Source organism: Collinsella sp. OM08-14AT (genome assembly GCF_003438115.1).
Taxonomy (GTDB): Bacteria; Actinomycetota; Coriobacteriia; order Coriobacteriales; family Coriobacteriaceae; genus Collinsella.
In genome coordinates this window covers 1-19,825 of the sequence record NZ_QSTE01000010.1, presented here as the reverse complement: position 1 = coordinate 19,825, position 19,825 = coordinate 1, and the positions used below count along the sequence as shown (strand labels likewise).

At 66.5% G+C, this 19,825-nt stretch carries 17 protein-coding genes; 1 reads left to right on the top strand and 16 read right to left on the bottom strand.

The window, feature by feature from the left end; genetic code table 11:
• Both DXC18_RS06565 and DXC18_RS06560 read right to left on the bottom strand, forming a co-directional pair.
• A partial coding sequence (locus tag DXC18_RS06565) for an SNF2-related protein (RefSeq protein ID WP_117716709.1) occupies positions 1-5,740 on the bottom strand: 5,740 nt, incomplete at its 3' end.
• 95 nt (positions 5,741-5,835) lie between these two features.
• Complete coding sequence (locus DXC18_RS06560; protein WP_114513399.1) at positions 5,836-6,135, bottom strand: TnpV protein; 300 nt, start codon at positions 6,133-6,135, stop codon at positions 5,836-5,838.
• A 431-nt stretch (positions 6,136-6,566) separates the two neighbouring features.
• Between DXC18_RS06560 and DXC18_RS06555 the strand changes: the two genes are divergently transcribed.
• Positions 6,567-7,820 (top strand): hypothetical protein, encoded by a 1,254-nt coding sequence (locus tag DXC18_RS06555; protein WP_199412230.1) that lies wholly within the window; start codon positions 6,567-6,569, stop codon positions 7,818-7,820.
• On the opposite strand, the gene DXC18_RS06550 is transcribed toward DXC18_RS06555, so the two are convergent.
• The 14 genes from DXC18_RS06550 to cpaB all read right to left on the bottom strand — a co-directional run bounded on the left by DXC18_RS06550 (position 7,817) and on the right by cpaB (position 19,526).
• Positions 7,817-8,380: a hypothetical protein gene (locus DXC18_RS06550; RefSeq protein WP_117716707.1), complete on the bottom strand. Its 564-nt coding sequence runs from the start codon at positions 8,378-8,380 to the stop codon at positions 7,817-7,819. The genes DXC18_RS06555 and DXC18_RS06550 overlap by 4 nt on opposite strands.
• Positions 8,381-8,402: 22 nt before the next feature.
• Positions 8,403-9,020: a hypothetical protein gene (locus DXC18_RS06545; protein ID WP_199412229.1), complete on the bottom strand. Its 618-nt coding sequence runs from the start codon at positions 9,018-9,020 to the stop codon at positions 8,403-8,405.
• 15 nt (positions 9,021-9,035) lie between these two features.
• Positions 9,036-10,160, bottom strand: coding sequence for a hypothetical protein (locus DXC18_RS06540; protein WP_117716706.1), 1,125 nt, complete (start codon positions 10,158-10,160; stop codon positions 9,036-9,038).
• Between the two features lie 15 nt (positions 10,161-10,175).
• Positions 10,176-11,303: a hypothetical protein gene (locus tag DXC18_RS06535; RefSeq protein WP_117716705.1), complete on the bottom strand. Its 1,128-nt coding sequence runs from the start codon at positions 11,301-11,303 to the stop codon at positions 10,176-10,178.
• Positions 11,304-11,548: 245 nt separating this feature from the next.
• The gene (mihF, locus tag DXC18_RS06530; RefSeq protein ID WP_117716704.1) at positions 11,549-11,878 is read right to left on the bottom strand and encodes an integration host factor, actinobacterial type; all 330 of its coding nucleotides are present in this window, start codon (positions 11,876-11,878) and stop codon (positions 11,549-11,551) included.
• A 43-nt stretch (positions 11,879-11,921) separates the two neighbouring features.
• Entirely contained in the window at positions 11,922-12,215 is a 294-nt protein-coding gene (locus DXC18_RS06525; RefSeq protein WP_117716703.1) for a hypothetical protein, read from the bottom strand.
• 818 nt (positions 12,216-13,033) lie between these two features.
• On the bottom strand, positions 13,034-14,167 hold the full coding sequence (locus DXC18_RS06520; RefSeq protein WP_117716702.1) for a hypothetical protein: 1,134 nt from the start codon (positions 14,165-14,167) through the stop codon (positions 13,034-13,036).
• Positions 14,168-14,230: 63 nt separating this feature from the next.
• On the bottom strand, positions 14,231-14,758 hold the full coding sequence (locus DXC18_RS06515) for a DUF3592 domain-containing protein (protein ID WP_117716701.1): 528 nt from the start codon (positions 14,756-14,758) through the stop codon (positions 14,231-14,233).
• A complete protein-coding gene (locus tag DXC18_RS10830) occupies positions 14,755-15,096 on the bottom strand; it encodes a helix-turn-helix transcriptional regulator (protein WP_117716700.1) in 342 nt (113 codons plus the stop codon). Before DXC18_RS10830 ends, DXC18_RS06515 begins: the two co-directional genes overlap by 4 nt.
• A 289-nt stretch (positions 15,097-15,385) precedes the next feature.
• Positions 15,386-15,766 carry a DUF192 domain-containing protein gene (locus DXC18_RS06505; protein ID WP_117716699.1) on the bottom strand — a complete coding sequence of 127 codons (381 nt, stop codon included), beginning with the start codon at positions 15,764-15,766 and terminating at the stop codon, positions 15,386-15,388.
• Between the two features lie 12 nt (positions 15,767-15,778).
• On the bottom strand, positions 15,779-16,645 hold the full coding sequence (locus DXC18_RS06500; protein WP_117716698.1) for a type II secretion system F family protein: 867 nt from the start codon (positions 16,643-16,645) through the stop codon (positions 15,779-15,781).
• 23 nt (positions 16,646-16,668) lie between these two features.
• On the bottom strand, positions 16,669-17,559 hold the full coding sequence (locus DXC18_RS06495; protein WP_117716697.1) for a type II secretion system F family protein: 891 nt from the start codon (positions 17,557-17,559) through the stop codon (positions 16,669-16,671).
• 1 nt (position 17,560) lies between these two features.
• Positions 17,561-18,901, bottom strand: coding sequence for a CpaF family protein (locus DXC18_RS06490; protein ID WP_158552002.1), 1,341 nt, complete (start codon positions 18,899-18,901; stop codon positions 17,561-17,563).
• Positions 18,891-19,526 carry a Flp pilus assembly protein CpaB gene (cpaB, locus tag DXC18_RS10700; RefSeq protein WP_255413459.1) on the bottom strand — a complete coding sequence of 212 codons (636 nt, stop codon included), beginning with the start codon at positions 19,524-19,526 and terminating at the stop codon, positions 18,891-18,893. Before cpaB ends, DXC18_RS06490 begins: the two co-directional genes overlap by 11 nt.
• Between the last annotated feature and the right edge of the window lie 299 nt (positions 19,527-19,825).

Below are 19,825 nucleotides of genomic sequence, written 5' to 3'. Positions count from 1 at the left end.
CGGCCTCGGCCTCGGCGCGCTGGGCCTGCTCGCGCTGGCGCTGCGCCTCGGCCTCGATGCGCTCCTGCTCGAGGACGGCGAGGCGCTGTTCGGCCTCGTCGAGCTCGGCCTGCTTGGGGAACGGCTCCCTGGCGGCCTTCTGCGCGTCGGCGAGCGCGAGCTGGGCGTCGCGCAGCTTCAGCTCGATCTCCGCGGGGCCCTTCGCGTCCCGGGCGATGATGCGGTCCATCTGGGTAAGCACGGTGAATGCTCCTTTCTCTCCGGAAGGGAAGACCCTGTCCGACATGTGGACGTGCCTGGCGGCATCGACCGCCAGGCCGATATAGGGCAGCCAGTCGTCGTCGAGGACGCGCTGGCGGCGGCACACGACCGAGAGGCCGCGGTAGGTTCCGATGGTCTCCTCGCAGCCGGGGCGGACGTCGTAGGCGGCGCGGCGCAGCGCGCGGATGGCCTCCTCCTTGTCGGCGATGTGCGTGCCGCCGACGGTGAGGAAGCTGTCCTTGGAGCCGAGCGTCTGCTGGCGCACGAGGTCGGCTTCCGCGAACGGGATCTCGTCGTCGGCGAGCATGTCGCGCTGGGCGGTCAGTGCCTCGACAAGCGGCCGGTACTGCGTCTCGATCTTGTGCTGGACGTCGGCCAGGCCGTCCAGGTGCGAGGCCAACATGAGCTTGAGCTGGCCGATCTTGTTCTCGACGTCCATGCGCTCTGCCACGGTGGGGTCGCCCTCGGCGATCTGCTTCATCTGGGCGAGCGACAGCACGGTCTCGTCCAGGTCGTCCATCGTTCGCACGGGCGACTTGTTGGTGAAGACCTGGCTGATGAAGCGCTGCTTGCGCTCGACGATGGAGTACAGGTAGCTGTCGAACGTGCCGGTCGAGACGTAGCGGAAGTCGTGAACGCGGTCGAAAGTGTTGCCCTGGCGGACGATGCGGCCGAGGCGCTGTTCGAGGTCGGACGGCCGCCACGGGCAATCGAGGTCGTGGATCGCGGCCAGGCGCGTCTGCACGTTCGTCCCGGTGCCCAGCGTCGTGGTCGAGCCCAGCAGGATGCGGATGTCGCCGCTGCGCACCTTCTCGTACAGCGCCTCCTTCTGCTTCGACTTGCCCTTGGCGTCGGTCACGCAGGCGATCTCGGACTCGGGGACGCCGGCCTCGATGAGGCGGCGGCGCACGTCGTCCTGGATGTTCCAGCGCCCGGAGGCGGGCGTGGAGGAGTCGACGAACACGAGCTGGGCGCCGCGCTCGGCCTCGGTGCGGTCGCGGATGTCAAGGATGTTGCGCACGCACTCGTCGACCTTGCCGCCCGAAAGCGGCTCCATGTCGGGGTCGTCCTCGAGGTAGAGCAGCTTCGGGTCGAGCGCGACCTTCCTGCCGTCGCCGGTGATCTTGAGCATGTTGTCCACGCTCGGGTCGCAGCCGGTGTGGACCTTCTCGCCGCGCTCCACCAGCGCCTCGACCTCGGCGAGCTGTTCGGGCGTGGCCGGGACGGCGACCGCGTGGCTCTCGAGCTCGGGGAGGTCGAGGTCGAGGTCGTCGGCGGTCATGATGTCGCTGTAGCAGTGGAACGAGCTCATGAGCTCGGGGAGGTTCTGGAACCTCGCGAAGCGTCGCTTGATGTCCAGGCCGCCGCCCTCGGGCTTGGGTTCCAGGGTCTCGGTGACCTCGCCGAAGGTCTTGGCCCACGCGCTGAAGTTCGAGACCCCCTGGCTGTCCAGCAGGTTCGGCGAGAGGTAGCGCTGCATGTTGTAGAGCTCGGCCATCGTGTTCGTGACGGGCGTTCCCGTAGCGAACACGATGTTGCTGCCGCGCCCGTTGCCGCGCAGATACTCGCACTTCATCAGAAGGTCCTCGCACTTGGCCGCGTCGCTGGTCTGCATGCCGGGCACCGAGCCGCCGGACACCGCGAGGTTCTTGAAGTAGTGGGCCTCGTCGACGAAGATCGCGTCGCAGCCGATCTCCTCGAACGTCGCGCCCTCGAGCTTCTTGGAGGCGTTTCGGTCCTCGAGCGATTTGAGCTTGCTCTTGAACTTGTCGCGCACGCCCTCGATCTGCTTGACCGAGAAGTCCTTCTCGTCGGCGCCGTCCGAAAGCTCCAGCAGCCTGGACTCCTCGAGCTCGTCGATGCGCGCCGTGAGCGCCGCCTTCTGCGCCCCGTAGGACATCTGGAGCTTTTCGAAGCGGCTGAAGCCGACGATCACCGCGTCCCAGTCGCCCGCGGCGGCCTGCCCCCAGAACCGGCGCACCGAGTCGGGGCTTTTCGCCGCCGCGTCGGTGAGGACGAGGAGCTTTGCGTCGGGGTAGAGCTTGAGGTAGTCGGCGGCCCACTGCTCGGTGAGGTTGTTCGGAACCACGATCATCGGCTTGCGGGCGCGGCCGAGGCGCTTGAGCTCGTGCATGGCGGTAATGCCGGTGAATGTCTTGCCGGCGCCGACCGTGTGCGCGATAAGCGTGCCCTCGCCGTCCTGGATGATGCGCGCCACGGCGTCGCGCTGGTGCTTCCTGAGCTGGATGTCGGGCGACATCCCCGGAAGCGAGAGGTAGTCGCCGCTGTACGTGCGCGCGGCGACGCGGTTGAGCTTTCGGTTGTAGATGTCGGCGAGCATGGCCGCGCGGCCCTCGTCCTTCCAGGCCCACTCGCGGAAGGCCTCCTCGAGCTCGCGGCGCTTGGCGTTGGCCGCGGCCGTGGCCACCGGGTCGGGGATCTTCTTCTTGGACTTGCCCGAGGCCGGGTTGTAGTCGGGGTTGTCCTTCTCGATCTGGATGAGTCCGCCGTTGAGCGCGGCGGTGAGGATCATGAAGCAGTTGTAGGACCCGACGCCCCACTTCTTCGCCACGGACGCGGCCATGCCGCCGCTCGCGGACGTGACGCTCCACCTGCCGGACACCTCGGAGTAGCGGACCTCGAGGCCGCGCGCCTGGGCTGCGGTCTGGTGGCTGCCGCGCTCCCTGGCCGCGTCGCCGTAGCCGATCTTGAAGGTCTCGAGCGCGAAGTCGCGGATCACCGACGCGGGGACCCAGGAGCTGCCGAGCTGGCAGGCGATCTGGCCGGGCACGAGCTTGACCGGTTGGACGGCCACGAGTCGCGATTCGAGGCGTTCGAGCGACGCGACGCGGTCCGCGTCGGCGGGCTCGACGGCGAGCTTGGCGGCCTCCATGAAGCGGCGCCTGTGGTCGCGGAAGCGCTCCAGGCCCTCCTCGGTGGCGAGCTCGGACAGCGACGCCGGGGTGGCGGCGTGCCAGTTGTTCTGGTAGTAGGTGCGGTGCGCGGGCTCGAGCAGGTCGATTTTCATCACGCACTCATCCGAGCACTGCTTCCGCTGGATGCGGAACAGGTACTCGACGGCGTCCGGTGCCGCCCTGAGGGCGCGCGCGACGCGCATGCCATTCTCGATTGCCGACTCCCTGGCCGAGGGGCCGCCGTACATCGGGCGTTCGGGGCGCTCAATCTCGACGCCGGCGATGGATTGGAAGGCCTCGAGGTAGTCCGAGCCGTTGTAGGGCTCAGCGCCGCCGGCGGCGAGGAAGGCGCCAAGCTCCTCATCGGAAAGGCCGCTGTCGCAGACGAGGTATTTGATCGCGTAGGCGGGCGTGGTCTCGAGCGCGCCGCCGGCGCCCCCGGAACGGAAGTTGCCCAGCCCGCGGGCGAGCTGGTCGAGCAGCGGGTTGCCGGTGGAGACGCTCCAGCGTCGCTCGTCGCAGTCCGCCAGCCCGATCGGGCGAGGGCCGTCGTAGGCCTCGAGCGCGAGGGGGACGAGCGCCGGCCAGCTGGTCCAGTCGATGCGGCGGGCGCCGTGGTCGAGGCCTTCGATATGCGCGTGGCCGTCCACCGCGAAGCGCGAGGTGGTGGGGTTCAGGCTGCTCTCCCACAGGTGCGTCTTGCGCAGCTGGGCGAGCGCGTCGCGGGCGCCGCCGGTCAGGTTTTCGGCGTCGACGGCGAAACCGAGGTGTTCGTTCCAAGCCTGCTGCGTCTGGCGCTCGGCGCGCCCGCGCTCGGCCTCCAGCAGCTCGCGGACGTGCTCGAGCTTGCCGCCCACGTCGCCGGAAAGGTACTCGTCGGCGGTCATGACGTGCGACGCGTCGTCGGGGTCGGTGACGACGAGGTCGCCCAGGCGCTCGAGGGCGGTCTGGACGTCGGTCTCCATGAGGTCGGCGAGGAAGTCGATATCGACCTCGCCGCGCGCGTCGATCGTGACGGCGAGCGCGTCCGACGGGTTGCCGACGTGCTCGGGCGTGGGCGCCTCGGGGGTGACGAGGCGCTTCCTGAGGATGTCGGCCTTGCCGGTCACCTCGCCGTCGGAGTTCACCTTCTCGAGGCTGAGCAGGTTGAGGGCCAGCGAGTGGTCCGTGAACCCCTTGGAGGGGAACACGGCGAGGTTCTTCTTGGAGTTGATGCGGCCGAAGCGCTCGAAGAACGAGTCGTATTCGGCGGACAGCTCGGCGATGGCCTCCTCGACCTCGTCGTCGTCCGCGGCGGGGTCGCGCTCGAGCGCGAGGAGCGCGCGGGCGCCGTCGCGGAGCGCGAGCATCGCGCGGGCGCGCTCCGGGCCGGTCTTGCCGCCGCCGGGGGCGAAGGGCTCCACGGCGTCTTCCGTGCCGTACCAGATCGTGCCGTCCGCGGCGACGGAGAACTCGAACTTCGTGGGCTCGGTCGGCGTGACCGAGATTCCGGCGTGCTCCTGCGCCGCGGCCATCTCGACCGCGCCGCCCTGGTCGACGCTGTCGCGCAGCAGGTCGGAGACGCGCACGCCGAGGGCGTCGGCGCCGCCCTTGAAGCTGACGCCGAGCGTCGGGCCCATGGGCCCGCTGACGATCGACATGGCGCCGACGGCGCGGCCGGGATGCTCGTTGAAGTATCGGTTGATGTTGACGGTGTCCTCGAAGGGCGAGGTCTCGACCCACTCGGGAAGCTCGTCCTCGGAAAGCGCGATGGGCTCGGGGCGGCGGCGCAGCAGCAGGATGTCGCTCAGCGCCTCGGTTCCCGCCTGGCGCCTGAACGTCTCGGCGGGCAGGCGCACCGCGCCCAAGAGCTCGGCCTGCTCGGCCAGCGCGCGGCGGGTCGCGGTCGAGTTCTTGTCGAGCGTGTAGCGGCTGGTGAGCACCGCGACGATGCCGCCGGGGCGGACCGCCTCGACGCTCTTCTTGATGAAATAGTCGTGGATCGGCATGCCGTCGATCTTGATGTCGCCGCTGTAGGGCACGTTGCCGATCGCGGCGTCGAAGGACGCGGGGGAGACCCGGCACTCCTCGAGGCCTGCGGCGGTGATGTGCGCCTCGGGGCAGAGCGCCTGAGCGATGCGCGCCGAGATCGAATCGAGCTCCACGCCGTGGAAGTCCAGGGCGAGGTCGGCGGGCGCGAGGCGCATGAAGTTGCCGGTGCCGCAGCCCGGCTCGAGGATCGCCGCGGGCGTGTCGCCCTGGCCGATGCCGGCCTCGCGCAGCGCGTCGTAGATGGCGCCGATGACGGGCGCCGGCGTGTAGAAGGCGGTGAGGACGGTATGGCGCTGGGATGCGAACTCGTCCTCGCTGAGCAGTTCCTTGAGCCTGTCGCGGATCTCGCCCCACTCGCCCTCGGCCTTCTCGGAGAAGGCCTTCTGGGCGCCGCCCCAGCCGGAATAGGCCTCCATGGCGGCGATCTCCTCGGCCGTGGCGCGGCCTCGCTCCTCGGCGGCGGCAAGCGCCTCGAGTGCCGCCAGGTTCTTCCTGGCTCGGGCGATGGGGTTGCCCGCGCACTGCGAGTCCACGCCCGCGGCGGCGTCGATGGGCTCCGCGACGTCCGCGGCAGATGCCGCGGCGGCGGGCCCGTCGATGGCCGTCGGGGTCTCGGCCCCGACGGCCTCTACATGGCCTCGATGATCTCCTTGATAGCGATCTCGGTCGCCATCGCCTCGGCGGAGTTCGCCTTCTTGATGAAGCTCGGCAGGTCGCTCGAGCGGAGTTCCGTCGTCGCCCCGCACGACTTCATGCAGCCCGGCGTGAGCTCGCTGATCCGGTTGCGGTACGCCATCTCGATCTGCTCGAGATAGGATTCCGTCTCCCCGGATGCCTTCAGCTCGGCTACCTTCTCCGGCAGGTTGTCCAGCATGAACTGGTACCTCATGCCGCGGACCCCGGTGTACGGTTGCTTCAGGACGGCCATCTTCGTCTCCCTTCCGAGATGCGTCGGCGGGCGCCTCGCCCGCGATTTGGTTTACATAAGACCGCGACTCGGCGGCTTTGTCAACGGCATTCTCCGTGTTTTCTGTCACGGCGAACAGGAAGTCGTCCGTCATGGCGAAAAGGGAGAGCTGTCCTTCTGCCTGTAGCGTCTTGCGGGAGCGGCGCGCCATCGGTGCCTCGCCTTCATGGTCGGTTGTGCGTTATCCCGGATACCGTATCCCCATGGGCCGCGCACGCCAACGCACCTTCCCGAACGGGAAGCGCCGGGACGGGAGGATCCCGTCCGGCGCCGTCTTCTCATATGTCGTCCTGGGCATCCGGATATTGACGGTTGGCATTTGAGAGAATCAACCACGGACCTGAAATTAACTGGATGCCGTGGGTAGATTGCGAATATCGACAGCTAGTATCTTGATCGGGGTTGATCGGCAAATGTGCAGGAGCGTATTCATCGCAAGGAACCAGAGCACAGGATTCCATTCGCTGATCGAGGTGGTCGGATCCGGCGATCCGGTGCCCGCCGCGGCGCCTATGGGCTCCGAGCTGGCCGAGCGCCTGCTTCGCTGGGGCACGCTCGGCGAGCTCGTCAAGGCCATATCGGAATCGGGCCCGCTTATCGACCGCAGTATCTATAGGGAGGAGAATAGACGGCTTTCCATCTCCGAGGCCGTCGAGGTCGTGGAGGAGTCCGTTAACGGGGAGCACGGCTTCGAGCGTTGTAACGAGAAGTCTCTTTTCCTTCAATTGTGCCTTGAGGGGATGTCTGCGACGGGCAGCGCCTCGTCGCTCTATCCGTCCCAGGCCTCTATCCCGCGCGACGTCAAGAGGCACGGCCTTATCGAATCTGACGGTCTCGCCGAGCTGAGGAGGTGGCGGGAGGCCGATCCCGGGTGCACCGTCGTGGTCGAGCCCCTGGAGGATATCGTGCTGTGCCGAAACCTAGGGTCGCTGGTGCTGAGGCTTATGGCGAACATCGCCGCCGGGCATGACGACGTTCTCGAGAGAAGCGGTTTCAGGCATTTCGACGAAATGCGCCACCGTCAGATCGCCGGGAAGATAAAGGGCTCCTACTGGGCCCTGCCCTTCAAGCACGATCCGTCAATCGACATGACCCTCAACTACTCGACGAGGCGGTTTGGGGACGTCTTCGCCTATATGGTCGCCAACCCGCTTGAGACGCACGTCTTCGACCGCGGACCGAGGAGAAACGGAGAATTCTCCGGTTTGCTCGGCAACGCGGTGCTGATGGCCGCGCTAGATGGGGCCGGCGCTGCCGTGCCGTTCTTCGATATCGGCTGGAAGCCGGTGGTCGAGAGGACCCAGCTGTATCTGGGCATCGGCGATACCGGCTCCCAGAGGGACGCGTCGGCCGCCTTCGTGGAGTCTGTCGCCGAGATGCTGGCCGGGCTGACGACGGCTGACGGCGATCCGATTGGTTGGTCCGTGGGCGGGCCCTCGATCTTCGACGACGAGCCGGCGCCCAGATACCGTTTCTACTCGACGGCGGCGGCGATGTTCGGCGCCGTCTTCTACCGATACGGCTGCATCGCCGCGACGTGCAAAAATTGCGGGAACGGCATCTTGGTCAAGACCAGGGGGAAGAGGCGCGAGTTCTGTTCCCCGTCGTGCAGGACGCAGCACTCGAACCGAAAGTGTGGACTCTAGAGGGATCCGCCTTTCGTCCTGGCGGGGCGCTCTCCGTCCTCATCGGCACGGGTCCCGCGCTTCGCCGCGGCTGCCGCCTCCTTGGCGACGATATACGGCGCGCGGATCTCGCCGGGCTCGATCTCCAGGACCGGGCATCTCATCTCGTCGGAGGGCTTGGTTTCCGCATGGGGCGCGGGCATCTCCAGCTGCGCGGGGAGCCCGACATGGATGTTGGTCCTCGTGATGACGTCGCACTCCTCGCCGAGCGAGGCGATCTTGTCCCTGAAAAAATCGATTAGGAACGCGGAGTCCTCGAGCCTGCCGGCGAGTTTTGCGCCCAGCGGCGCGGGCATATCGAAGACGACCTCGGCGATGCTCCCGGCGCCGGGGAACCACCTGCCGCCGTCGTGGATGTCGCCCTTCTCAACATCATTGAAGATGGCGGTCGTGATACCAGCATCGGGCGTCTCGCCCCGGGCCGAGGCGAAGAGCAGCCCGGGCCCCTCGCAGAAGACGGCGGTGCCGTCCTCGCCCAGCGCCGCGGCGGCCGCGGCGGCCGGCTTCTTCACCGCATACATGAACGTGGGAAACCTCCGAAAATCAGTGGCGTACGAGATGGGTGGCGGCATCTTCCATCTGGATATGGCTGCGCCGTGCGGCGCCCGCGGCGCGATGTGCCAGGTCGGCCGGGCTCGCCTTGCCGTCTGCCGGGCGTTTCCCGGCAACGGGGGTCCCGTCCTGGATATCCGCCCGGGAGGCGTCCCGCTTGCCCTTCAAGTCGAGCAGGTACTTCGCATCGCATCCGGAGAAGACCGTGCAGGCTCCGCTTTCGGCGAAACGCTTACGGTAATACTCGAGGGATGCCGAGGGCGTGGCGTTCTCGTCGGAGAAGGTCTGGAACTCCGTGGCGAGACGTGCGTCGGACGGTCCACGGAGCTCGAAAACGATGTCCGATATATATTCGGGCGGATCGGGCCACTTGCACTGGGCATCATCCACGCTGAAAACGACCGTCTGGCTTGTCGTGATCGGCTCCTCGAGATCGTATTGCGAGGTCACGGCCATGAGGCCCAATCGGGGAGAGAATACCGCGATGTCGTCTCCGCCCATCAGCTTCGCGGCGTCGGCCGCCGAGGTCTTGAAGGCGGAAATCATATCCGAGACGGACTTTACTTCCAGGATGTCTACTTCTTTGAAGTCGCAATCGTAGTAAGCCATTCCACACATCTCTTTCTACCTGTGTACCTTGATGTCTGCGCTTGCCGATTCACCGGCCCGAGCCGCCGCCTTGGCGGCTGCCGCCATGGTTGCGGGGCTCATGCCCTTTGCAGGCGACGGCGCCAAGGTATCGACGGCCATGCCAATCTTCGCCTCGATCTCGTCGCATCGCGCCGAAACCCTCTCGCACTCCTCCTTGACGTGCCTGAGCGCCGCCGGGACGGGGACGCCGAGCTCGCGCATGGCGATTTCCGCCTCGGTTGAGAGCATCGCTAGGTCGAAGTCGCTGGTGAGCCTCGCGTTCGGCATGTCGTGGCGGATGGAGACCGTGGAGCCCCCGAACGAGAGGGGGGAGGACTGGAAGCCGTGCCAGCCGCGGCGCCTCGAGCTGAAGGTGAGGACGGTGCCCGCCTGCGGTCGCGCGGTCGCGCAGAACCCGTCGGCGAGCGTGCAGGAGATCTCGATGTCGCGCCCGTGGATCGTGACGGTGCCGAACTCGCGGGACCTGTCGCGGCCGAGCGTGCGGACGACGTTGAAGTCGTCGGTCATCAACCGGTCGAACAGCTCGACATCGACCGATGATGTGCGAAGCTCCTCCATGCCGTCCAGAAACGCCAGGATGCCCTCGTGCGCCTGAGCGCCCATGCCCTCGATGAGGGGGCGGGAGCGGTCGAGCCTGGAGATGTCGACGAGCGTGAGGTCCTGCATGAGGCGGCGTGCGTCCACCTCGCTGATCGAGGTCTTGAAGTTCTCGTCAATCCACTGCGACGCGGCGAACGGGTGCCTCGCGAAATCGATCATAGAGGCGCCGGCGCCGCCGACCTCGATGCAGTTGCGGCGCACCGATTCCGCCACGGACTTCGCCGCGGCATCGATCGCGTGTGCGTCACGGCCGTCGGCGTAGCCCTCGGCGACGCGGTCGAGCGCGAGCAGGCGGGCGCCGGCGAAGATCTCGGCGGTGGGGTAGATCGCCGCATCGGCGACGCCCTCGCCCAGGCCCTCCAACGTGCCGTCGTTGCAGATGAGCGCGCCCGAGACACGGTCGATGGAGGCCTCGCTGCAATCGAAGCCGCCGTGCTCTGATTGGAAGGCGAGGCAGATGTCCTCGCCGTCCGTCATGGTTGCGTGTTTTCTGATCATGGTCTCTCCGGGGATCTAGAGCTTGGGCCCGCGCGTCTGCGTGGGCTCCTCTTCGGCAGGCTTGGCCTCCGGGACCGTCTTGGCGATTTCCTGGGCGACGGTCCACATATCGATGCCCTCCGTGGCACGCATGAGGAAGTCCTCGTCGAAGTACTCGGCGTCTGCGCGTGCATGCTCAAGTGCGGCCTCGGCGAGCATGGTGCCGATCACGGCGACGGGGTTCTCGTAGACGCCAGACTCGTCGAGATAGCCGTATTCGATCAACTCATCAATGTCTCTCAGGAGGGGACGGCCGATCTCATCGGCCAGTTCGTGATAGTCGTCGAGGTAGGAGGAGGCGGTGTCGTGATAATACATGCCGTCGCCGTGGCCGCCCTCCTTCCACTCCAGGAGCTTCCCCTTGGCCTCGGCGAAGGCGGCTTCCATGGGGTTGATGGCATCCGGCAGCACGGACATGTCCTCGAATTTCCTATCTGCGAGCAGGCGTCCGAGCGCACGCTGGTTCTGCTCGGTGGCGACGGCGAGCGCACCGAGGAGCACCGGCATGTCCAGGTCCTTGAGCTTTTCGTAGAACGCGAGCTTGTCGAGCGCGATAGAGCTGTCCTCGGCGCGGCGGCACGCCTCCAGCGCCTCGCGATACGGATCGAGGTCGGCCAGCTCCTCGCGCACGCGGTCGCGGACCACCCCCAGGGCAAGCTCGGATGCCTTGCAAATGGGGGAGGTGATCAGGAAGAAGCCCGTTTCGTCGGAGAGCTGGAAGGACAGCGACTTGCGCCCGTCCCTATATTCCTGGATCCCGGCGGTCCATCGCCCGCCGGACATGTTGGCAGCAAATGCGGCCATGCGTTTGACGGACTGGGTGAGCTGACGGTCCAGCTCTACACACTCGTCCAAGTAAAGGGACCCGGAAAGCCAGAGTTCGGCCGCTTCGCGGTTAGAGAAGGTTTCGCACGTCCAGGTGTTGGGGTCGAAGTCGTACGCCCCCCAGGTGGCGATGCCGAGTTCGTTGCCGCAACGTCGGACGAGGTTGCGGCCGGTTTCGGTTTCCGTTCCGGGCTCAACGACGCGCGTGCCGTCCTCGCCGTAGAGCGAAGCCATGCGCTCCGCTTCTTCTTTGTCGCTGACGTCGTAGTTCCACAACATGGCAGACGGTCCTTTCATCGGGCGCCCTCCGGCACCGCGGGTATATCCGCCCTCGATGCTATCCGCGCCGCACCCGAGCCGTCCCCGCGCCCGTCCATGTTTCCCGAACGGGAAGCGCCCCTCGCGCGCCCTCGGCGCCCTGGAACGCGAACTGGAAGAGCGGAAGAGCCGCCGCCCGATGGGCGACGGCTCCATGACCTCGCATATGGCTATTCGTTTCCCCTGGGGCTGCGTGCCGGGAGCGTCTACCCGAACAGCTCGACGAGCTTTTCGGCCTGTCGCTGCCCGATGCCCGCGACGCGGCGGGACTCCGCGATGCCGATTGCGGTCATGGCGCTCTGAGCCTTCGCCGCCCCGACGCCTGGCAGGGCCATGAGGAGCCGCTTTGCCTTGATGCGCCCGACGACGGGGTTTTCCTTGCCCTCGGCCAGGGCGGCCGCGATGCCCACCTCGCCCAGCTTGACGCGGCCAAGGTACTCGGAGCGCGCGCCGCGCAGCTCGGCGGCGCGCTTCAGCGCGGCGGCCCGCTGCTCGGGGGTGAAGTTGTTCCCGAAGGCGGTCTTCTTCTCGGTCATGGTCGTTTCCTTTCAGTCCTGCGGCCCCGTGGCCGCGTGCCGCCTAGAGCCATTCGACTACGGTGTCGCCGGAATGGACCGAGGCGAAATCGACGCACAGGGTCCGGCGGCATCCCGGCTGCCTGTGCCTGCCGTCGTCCACGGTGAAGATCGCGAAGCTGTCGAACACCTGCGCGAGCGTGCAGCGCACCTTCGCGAGATTTGCCGCGGTGCCGCGTTTCGAGCCCATGTGTCCCGAGATGGTCGCCTGATGGTCCACCTTGCCCAAGAATTGCTCGCGGTATTCGGCGATCGTCAGCCGCCCGTCCCTCGCGGGATCGCACTCCCATCCGAACAACTATACCGCCCCCATGCAGAGTATATGGACACCGCATCCACCGGTAGGATCGATAATCGGCTTCATAGATGCTCACGCCTTCCAGAGATCTTTCAGATACGGCAGGAGGTATACCCCGCAATCGCCTAAAAGATGCGCTTGGCCCGCAAAAACCTTACGTCCTCGACCGGATATGGAGAAATGGGGCCGCCGGATGGAACGCCGCACCACGGGGTAGAATCGATGGCAAGCGGAACCCGTTCCTTATACTGTCACACCTTGGGAACGCGGGCAACGCAGGTACAGCGCCCCGGGGCCGGGCGTAAACGGCCCCTCTCCCTTCCCTCAAAAAACATCTCCGATTGCAAGCGGCGGCCTGCCGAAACCGGCGGGGCGTTCGCCCACTTATCCGCAAGAGGCCCCATGGGCGACATGTGCCCGGACGCCGTGCTCACGAATCATCGTCAATCGTCACCACAGATTACCGTCAATCGTCACCACGCAGCAGGTAGATGCCCATATTTGATTAGGCCGGAATTGACATAGAGACGCCCGGGGTGGAGCCCGGGCGTTTAACTAAACCAGAAAACTAGGCCGCCCGCGCTCCTTGTTGCTTACACGGGATGTCGTCTTCTACAGCCATTTTACCCACATCCGGCAAGATATAGACGCGCCCGCCAATTCCACATAGAGGCATGTCGGCACCAGCCGTCCCCTAATCACTCTATCGTTTCGCGAGCGCCGCGATAAGCTCGGCGGCCGCACGCCGTCCGAGTTCCGCGCCGCGCTGGGAAGGGCCGCGTGACGGTCCGGGAAATCGTCCGCAGTCCCTTATTCGCCTAGCTCGTTTTGCCCGTCAACGTGATACGGATGCTTGGATGGGTGTACTCGTCAAACTCGTCCTCGGGCTCCGTGTCAAACGAATAGTACGTTTTGATGGGGTCGTCGCTCGTCCTGATGGAGATTCTCTCGTAGAGCGAACCGTTCAAAAAGGCCTGCCTAAACTCTTCGGGGAGCTTTTGCGGTGCTAGGAGCTCGGGACTCATGGTCTTGACGTCTACGGTTTGGACGACAGAGGAAAGCTCGTCCAAGTCGAGCTCGATGCGGGCGAGGTTGTCCTCAAGGCTCGCGTGGGGGTCGATCTCTGCTATGTAACTCACTTCCTTGAGCGTTCCCTTGTTGTCGAAATCCAGGTACGTATAGGTCTTCTGGGTATCGGATTCGCCGTCGTGAAGGTAGCCGCGGACGTGATAGCCGTAATCTTGATATCGCTCGAAGGGGTCATCGGCGGACACGTACTTGCATGCGGGCTCTAGCGTCTTGCGGGCGATGGCGATCTGCTCGGCCGCGGCCTCGGCATTCTCCTGCATCTCGATGTTTCCCTGTGCCAGCTGCGGGATATAGGCACCGCACACGATTGCGAGGGGCAGCGCTACAAGCGCGATAATCCACTTTTTTGCACGGGGGATGGGCACGCCGCAGGCCTCCGCCATGGCCTTTGCGTTGGCGAAGCTCTCGGTAAGCACGTCTGCTGCGGTGGCGACGGCGCCTACGGCAGCGGCGACTTCTGCCGCACTGCCCAGGTTGCGAGCGGTCTCGCTGTCGCTGTTCTTGAGTAGGCGTGCGGCGGCCTGCGTGCCAACAACGCCTGCGATTTGTGCCGAGCGGTCTTTCTCGCTCTGCTCGATGGCGAGCCGGTTCTGCATTTCCTTCCACTGCTTGCCGCGCATGCCAAAACGCGGCGCGAGGGCACAGTAGCAGAATATGACGAGCTCGATGGCGGTGAGCACCAAGGCGGTCATCATGCCCGTCTCTTGGAAGCCTTCGTGATGGAAGACGATGTCGTCGATCATTTCGAAAGGAATAATCAATAAGGGCAGCACGAATGCCATGGCAAGCGCCGCGCCGGCAACCTTGGGACAGATGCAGTATCGCTGGATGCGCTTACGTTCTTGTTCGGAAAGTGTTGCCATGGCTGATCCTTGGTGTCGTAACGGTCGTTGCGGCGCATGGGGCGCGGGGCGCATCAGTTTGAGCTAGCGCTGGATAAGAACATAGAGCAAGATGCTCATCGCGATGAGCAAGAAGCCTGCGATGTTAAACATCAGTGTGGCAAAGTTGCCCACGATGGGGCGTTCGACATAGCTTTTGTCTGGGTTGCTGGGGTTGTAGTACACGGTCATTTGGCTACCGAGGGGCCAAAGCTGCTCCGCGAGGGTGCCTAGGCGGGCGATGGGGCCTGTCTGCACGTGCAGCCAGCCCTTGGCGTCTTCGTAGGCGGTGGCTTGCGTGCGGATGGGGAGTCCCGACAAGCTTTTGGTCTTTATGCCACGGAATTGTTTTTTCGCGCGGTATTGCGTGCCGTCGACGGCGTATTCCAAAACGGGATACATCCTGCCTTCGCCCATAAAGCGATGGTCGATGACCGTTCCCATGGTCACGGCGGTGCAGGCCTTGGCTTTCCTGCGAGCGGCGGCTTTCATGAGCGCGCTCACTCCGATAAGCAGGATGCCGATGCCCCCAACCAAGATGAGCGCAAGCAGGGATATCTGCGACGTGGTCACGGCGTTCTCCTTTGGCGCGATACCGTCATATGTGACTCAGTATAGAGGACCCCCGCCCTCGATGGGCGCTCGATCATACAGCAAAAGTGCGATGGCAGGGGCGTATTATGTGATAAAGGGACAGTCCCTTTGTCACAGTCCGCATTGCGGGCCACGAGGCGCACGGCCTCGTCCAGTTCCCGGTCACAGGAGGTTCCGAGGATGTCCGAAGGTTCGACCCCGAGGGCGAGGGATAGCGCGGCGATCGTGGCCGGCCACGGCTCCCGCTCGCCGTTGACGTACCTGCTCACCGAGGCCGGGGTGAGGCCCGCCGCCTCGGCAAGCTCCTTTTGGCTCATGCCCGTTCTTTTAGCGGGGCGGCTAGGTTAGCTCCAATCAGTTCAGTCAATCAGTACCCCCTCCTGGTTGGTGATACATCCCGTCTATCGATAATCTGGTCGGCGCCGACCAGGCGAGGTTGCCGTCGTTGGTAGCCACCTGCACCGTGACGTCGGTGGTGCCGTCGGCCGCCACGGCGGGGGCCGCGCCCGCGAGGGCGGAAAGCCCGACCGCCACGGCGAGCAGCGCGCATGCCGCCGCGCGGCCGGCTACGCTACGCGCGGCCGGCGGCGTTTCGGACGGTATCGCCTATTTCCTTTGTTCCGGGCGGGCGATCTTGGCCGGCCGGTCGTCCGGGTCGAAGGACTCGGCCCGGAACTCGACGCATCCGGTGGCGCCGCGCGGCGCCACGAAGAACCGCCAGGGCTTGAGGGCGATATCGAGCGACACGACCTCGAGCAGGCCGGACTCGTCCTCACGAACCCACACGACGTCGATTGGCACGCGCATCATGCAGGTGTGGATGGAGCGGCAGTTCGGGAAGTACAGTCCGCAGGCCTCGGGGACCTCGCGCTTGAGCATGAGGCCGCAGAAGCGCTCGAGAAAACTGCGGCAGGTATGGGTGAGGATCGGGGCCCTCTTGCCGGAGAGCGTGACGGCCCAGGCCTCGTCGAGATATCTATCGTTCATATCCGGTCACTCCTAGAAGAACTCGCCCAGCTGCAGGATCATCGGCGCGAGCATGAGCATGATGATCGAGGGCAGCATGAGCAGCAGCATGGGGAAGAGCATCTTGGTGGACAGCTTGTTGGTGATGTCGTCGACCTTCAGGCGGCGCTCGGTGCGCACGGACTGCGCCTGCATGCGGATGATGTCGACCAGCGACGACCCGGCGCGCTCCGCCTGCACGAGCGACGCCGCGAAGAAGGTGATCGAGTTCACCTGCGCGCGCTCCGCGAGGCCGAGCAGGGCCTCGGAGCGGCTGGAATAGGATGCCTCCTTGGCCACGCGGGCGAAGGCCGCGGCGATCGCGCCGTCCATGCGAGTGCCGACGGCCGCCAGCGCCCCCTCGAACGACGATCCGGCCGAGATGCAGATGGCCATGAGGTCGAGCGCGTCGGGAAGCTGGCGGTCGAGCTCGTCGCGCCACTCGGCGCGGCGGGCGAGCAGCCACGCCTGCGGCGCGGCGAGCCCCGCGACGGCGCAGGCCGCCGCCGCGGCGATTCCCTGGACGCCGCCGATGAGCGGCAGGGCGACCAGTCCGGCGGCGATTCCGGCGGACAGCGACGCCACGCGGATGGCCCAGAACGACGCGGCGGGCATGGTGACGCCCGAGCGCGAGAGCATGTCGCGCGTCGCGTCGGCGACCTTCTCGCTCATCGGCACGTAGCGGGTGACGCTGTAGGTGAGCGAGTCCAGGCGGTTCTCGCCGTGCTGGGCCATGTGCGGCCGGCGGATGGGGCCGGACTCGATGCCGCCGAGGCGCCGAAGGGCTAGATACGAGAGCAGCCCGGCGACGGTGGCGGCGCATGCGGAGAGCGCGATGCAGCGCAGCATTTCGATGTTCACGGTACTTCCAATCTATCGGGCGCCTAGTCGAGCTTGATGTCGCCCATCTTCCTCATCATGATGTAGGCCAGTGAGTCCAGCACGACCGCCAGCGCGATGAGCGCCCAGCCGGAGGGCTGGCTGTAGAACTCGCGGTGAGCCGGCGAGATCGTGAGGAGCGCGACCATCATGAAGATGGGCAGGCCGACCATGATCTGCGACTCGATGCGGTTCAGCGAGGTCTTGGAGCGGATGGTCTTGCGGGCCTCGACGCGCGCGCGGACGGTCTGGCCGACGTTCTCGGTGATGTCGGCCAGCGAGCCTCCCGTCTGCTGCGAGATGTCGACGGCCGTGGAGAAGAGGCGCAGGTCGCGGCTGCCGGTGCGGTCGGCGACCTTGTCCAACGCCTCGGGGACCGGCGTGCCCGCGCGGATGTCCGAGGTGAGGCGTCTGAACTCGGACTTGATGGGGTCGCTCATGTTCTCGGCGACGGGCCCGATCGCCTGGGCGACCGACGAGCCCGCGCGCAGGTTCGACGCGATCAGCGGCATGGCCTGGCCCAGCTGCTCCTCGAACTTCTTCATGCCCGAGTCGCGGCGCACCTTGAGGTAGATCGGAAAGCCGACCGCGCCCAGAGGGAGCAGGACGAGCGATATCGCGCCGAGGCCGAGCGTGAGGGCGATGAGGGCCGGCAGGGTCGCCGTGGCGACCCACACGATTTTCGCCTCCTGCACCGACAGCTGAGGGGACGCCTGCTCGCAGACGGCCGTGATGGCCGCCGAGATTTTGCCCGCCGGCCGCTCCTCGGCGGTCTCGACGCCGGCGCGCTCGCGTGCGATGCGCTCGCCGCGGGCGATCACGAGCATGGCGATGCCGAGCACGATGCCCGGCACGGCGGGCAGCAGGTTCACGGGGTTGATGGTCGATACGCCCATATCAGAACACCGCCTGCGGGTTGAACCAGTCGTCGTTCACGTAGGCGCCCTCGTTGGCCATCTTCTCGATATGGCGGCGCATGAAGCGCTCGCCGGTCGGGACGAACCAGCCGGAGTGCTCGGGGTCGTTGGGGTCGTGCTCGAAGCGCACGATCGGCGCGATCGTCACGACGTCGCCCTGCATGCCCTGGACCTCGGCGATCTCGGTCACGCGGCGCACGCCGTGGGAGCGCTCGGTGTAGATGATGAAGTCGATGGCCTGGCTGATGTACTCAAGGATCTCACGCGAGGACATGCCGGTGTTGGCCTGCTGGACGAGCGTGCGAAGGCGTACGGGCACCTCGCGGCAGTTGTCCGCATGGATAGTGGTGAGCGAGCCGTCGTGGCCGGTGGTCATGGCCTGGAGCATGTCGAAGGCCGCCGCATCGCGGCACTCGCCGACGATGATGCGGTCGGGGCGCTGGCGCAGCGCGTTGGTCACGAGGTCGCGGTAGGTGATCAGGCCCTTGCCCTCCACGTTGGCGTCGCGCGTCTCCATGCGGATGACGTGCGGCTGGTTCAGGCGCAGCTCGGGGGTGTCCTCGATGGTGATGATGCGCTCATCGTGCGGGATGTAGAGCGAGATGGCGTTGAGCAGCGTCGTCTTGCCCGAGCCGGTGCCGCCGGCGACGATCGTGGACATGCGGCCCTCGACGATGGCGCGCATGATCTCGAGCATGCGGCGGTCGAACGAGCCGTTGGCCATCAGGGCCTCGGGCGTCAGGGCGTCCTTGCGGAACTTTCGGATGGTGATGATGTTGTGGTCCACGGCGACGCCCTTGAGCGACGCGTTGACGCGGGAGCCGTTGAACGGGGTGCCGGGGCGCACGATGGTGCAGTCGCACAGCGGCGAGGCCTCGTCGCAGCGGCGGTTCATGCCGGCGGCGATGCGGTCGATGATGAACTTCACGTGGTCGTCGTCCTCGAAGCACACGTCGGTGAGCCAGAGGCGTCCGTCGCGCTCGATCCAGACGGCGTCGGGGGCGTTGACCATGATCTCGGAGAGGGATTCGTCGTAGAGCAGGTCCTCGAGCGGCCCGAAATAGTACAGGTCGTTGATGACCGCGCGCAGCACGTCCTGGTAGGCGTCGTCGTAGATGCGCCCCGACTGGTCGGAATGGCGCTCTGGCATGAGCCCGTAGAAGGCCGGGTCGTCGATGATGGGGCCGATGACGGCCGCAGCGGCGTGGTCTCGCTGCTCGGCGTCGATGCCCGTCTGCTCGGCCTGGTTGTCGGATGAGAGCTGTTCGCGCGCGGCGCGGTAGACCGCGCGCTCGAGCGGAAGCAGGTCCCTACTGAGCATCGTCGGCCTCCTCGACGGCATGCGGCACGGCCGTGAGCGTCACGTTCGGGTTGGCGACGATCGCGGCGGCCTGCTCGGGGGTGACGTCGAGCGTCACGAGCGAGTAGCCCGCCTCGGGCGTGCCCGTGAGCGCGGAATCGAGCGCGATGACCCTGACGTCGCCGCAGATGGTCTCGGTGCTCGAGGTCGTGCCGTCCGACACCGCGGCAAGCACGTTGACGCGGTCGCCGACGGCCAACAGCGGCGAGAGGCCGTGGGAGGAGTCGAGCGACAGCGCGATGGCGACGTGGCCGTCCTCGATTGCCGACGTGATGTGCGCCGGCGAGGCCGACGCCTGGATGGAGGAGAGCGAGATGGACGTGCCCGCGGTCTGGGTCGTGATGGAGGTGTGCCCGGCGACGTCCGAGACCTTCGTGGCCGCGTCGGTCGGGCAGTAGGCCTTGGGGACGGACTGGGTCTCGAGGTCGGATTCGCTGATGGTCTCGCCGGCGGCGACGTCGCGGGTGGTCACGACGACGTTGACGGAATCGGTCTCGTTCTTGGCGATGATCGCCGATGACTCGGCGAGGCGCATGCCGGAGAAGGCGGTCGCGCCGACGGAGACGGCGATTGCCGCCGCGGCCACGGCGGTCAGGACGCGGGATCCCTTGGTGGGGCCCGCGGGCGCCGCCTTCGGCGCCGCGCGGCGCGGCGCCGGGCTCGCGGGGCGGCTCTCGGGCGCCTTGTCCGTCTTCCCGTCCCCGGTCTTGCCGAAGCGGGGGAGGCGCTTCTCCTCGCGCCCCGCCGGCTTGGGCTGGGGTTCGTCGCGTTGGCTGCCGGGCCGCACGTCGCGATCGGGGCGGCTGTCGGCGCCGTAGGCCGGGCGGCCCTGCTCCCCGCCGCGGTGCTGGGCCTCGTGGCCGCGTGTCTCGGGTTCGGCATGGC

Excerpts from the sequence above, each read along its gene's own strand:
- DXC18_RS06560 (WP_114513399.1), bottom strand. The coding sequence starts at position 6,135 with ATGGCCGTCCTGAAGCAACCGTACACCGGGGTCCGCGGCATGAGGTAC.
- DXC18_RS06550 (WP_117716707.1), bottom strand. The coding sequence starts at position 8,380 with ATGTATGCGGTGAAGAAGCCGGCCGCCGCGGCCGCCGCGGCGCTGGGC.
- DXC18_RS06545 (WP_199412229.1), bottom strand. The coding sequence starts at position 9,020 with ATGGCTTACTACGATTGCGACTTCAAAGAAGTAGACATCCTGGAAGTA.
- DXC18_RS06540 (WP_117716706.1), bottom strand. The coding sequence starts at position 10,160 with ATGATCAGAAAACACGCAACCATGACGGACGGCGAGGACATCTGCCTC.
- DXC18_RS06535 (WP_117716705.1), bottom strand. The coding sequence starts at position 11,303 with ATGTTGTGGAACTACGACGTCAGCGACAAAGAAGAAGCGGAGCGCATG.
- mihF (WP_117716704.1), bottom strand. The coding sequence starts at position 11,878 with ATGACCGAGAAGAAGACCGCCTTCGGGAACAACTTCACCCCCGAGCAG.
- DXC18_RS06520 (WP_117716702.1), bottom strand. The coding sequence starts at position 14,167 with ATGGCAACACTTTCCGAACAAGAACGTAAGCGCATCCAGCGATACTGC.
- DXC18_RS10830 (WP_117716700.1), bottom strand. The coding sequence starts at position 15,096 with ATGAGCCAAAAGGAGCTTGCCGAGGCGGCGGGCCTCACCCCGGCCTCG.
- DXC18_RS06505 (WP_117716699.1), bottom strand. The coding sequence starts at position 15,766 with ATGAACGATAGATATCTCGACGAGGCCTGGGCCGTCACGCTCTCCGGC.
- DXC18_RS06495 (WP_117716697.1), bottom strand. The coding sequence starts at position 17,559 with ATGGGCGTATCGACCATCAACCCCGTGAACCTGCTGCCCGCCGTGCCG.
- DXC18_RS06490 (WP_158552002.1), bottom strand. The coding sequence starts at position 18,901 with ATGCTCAGTAGGGACCTGCTTCCGCTCGAGCGCGCGGTCTACCGCGCC.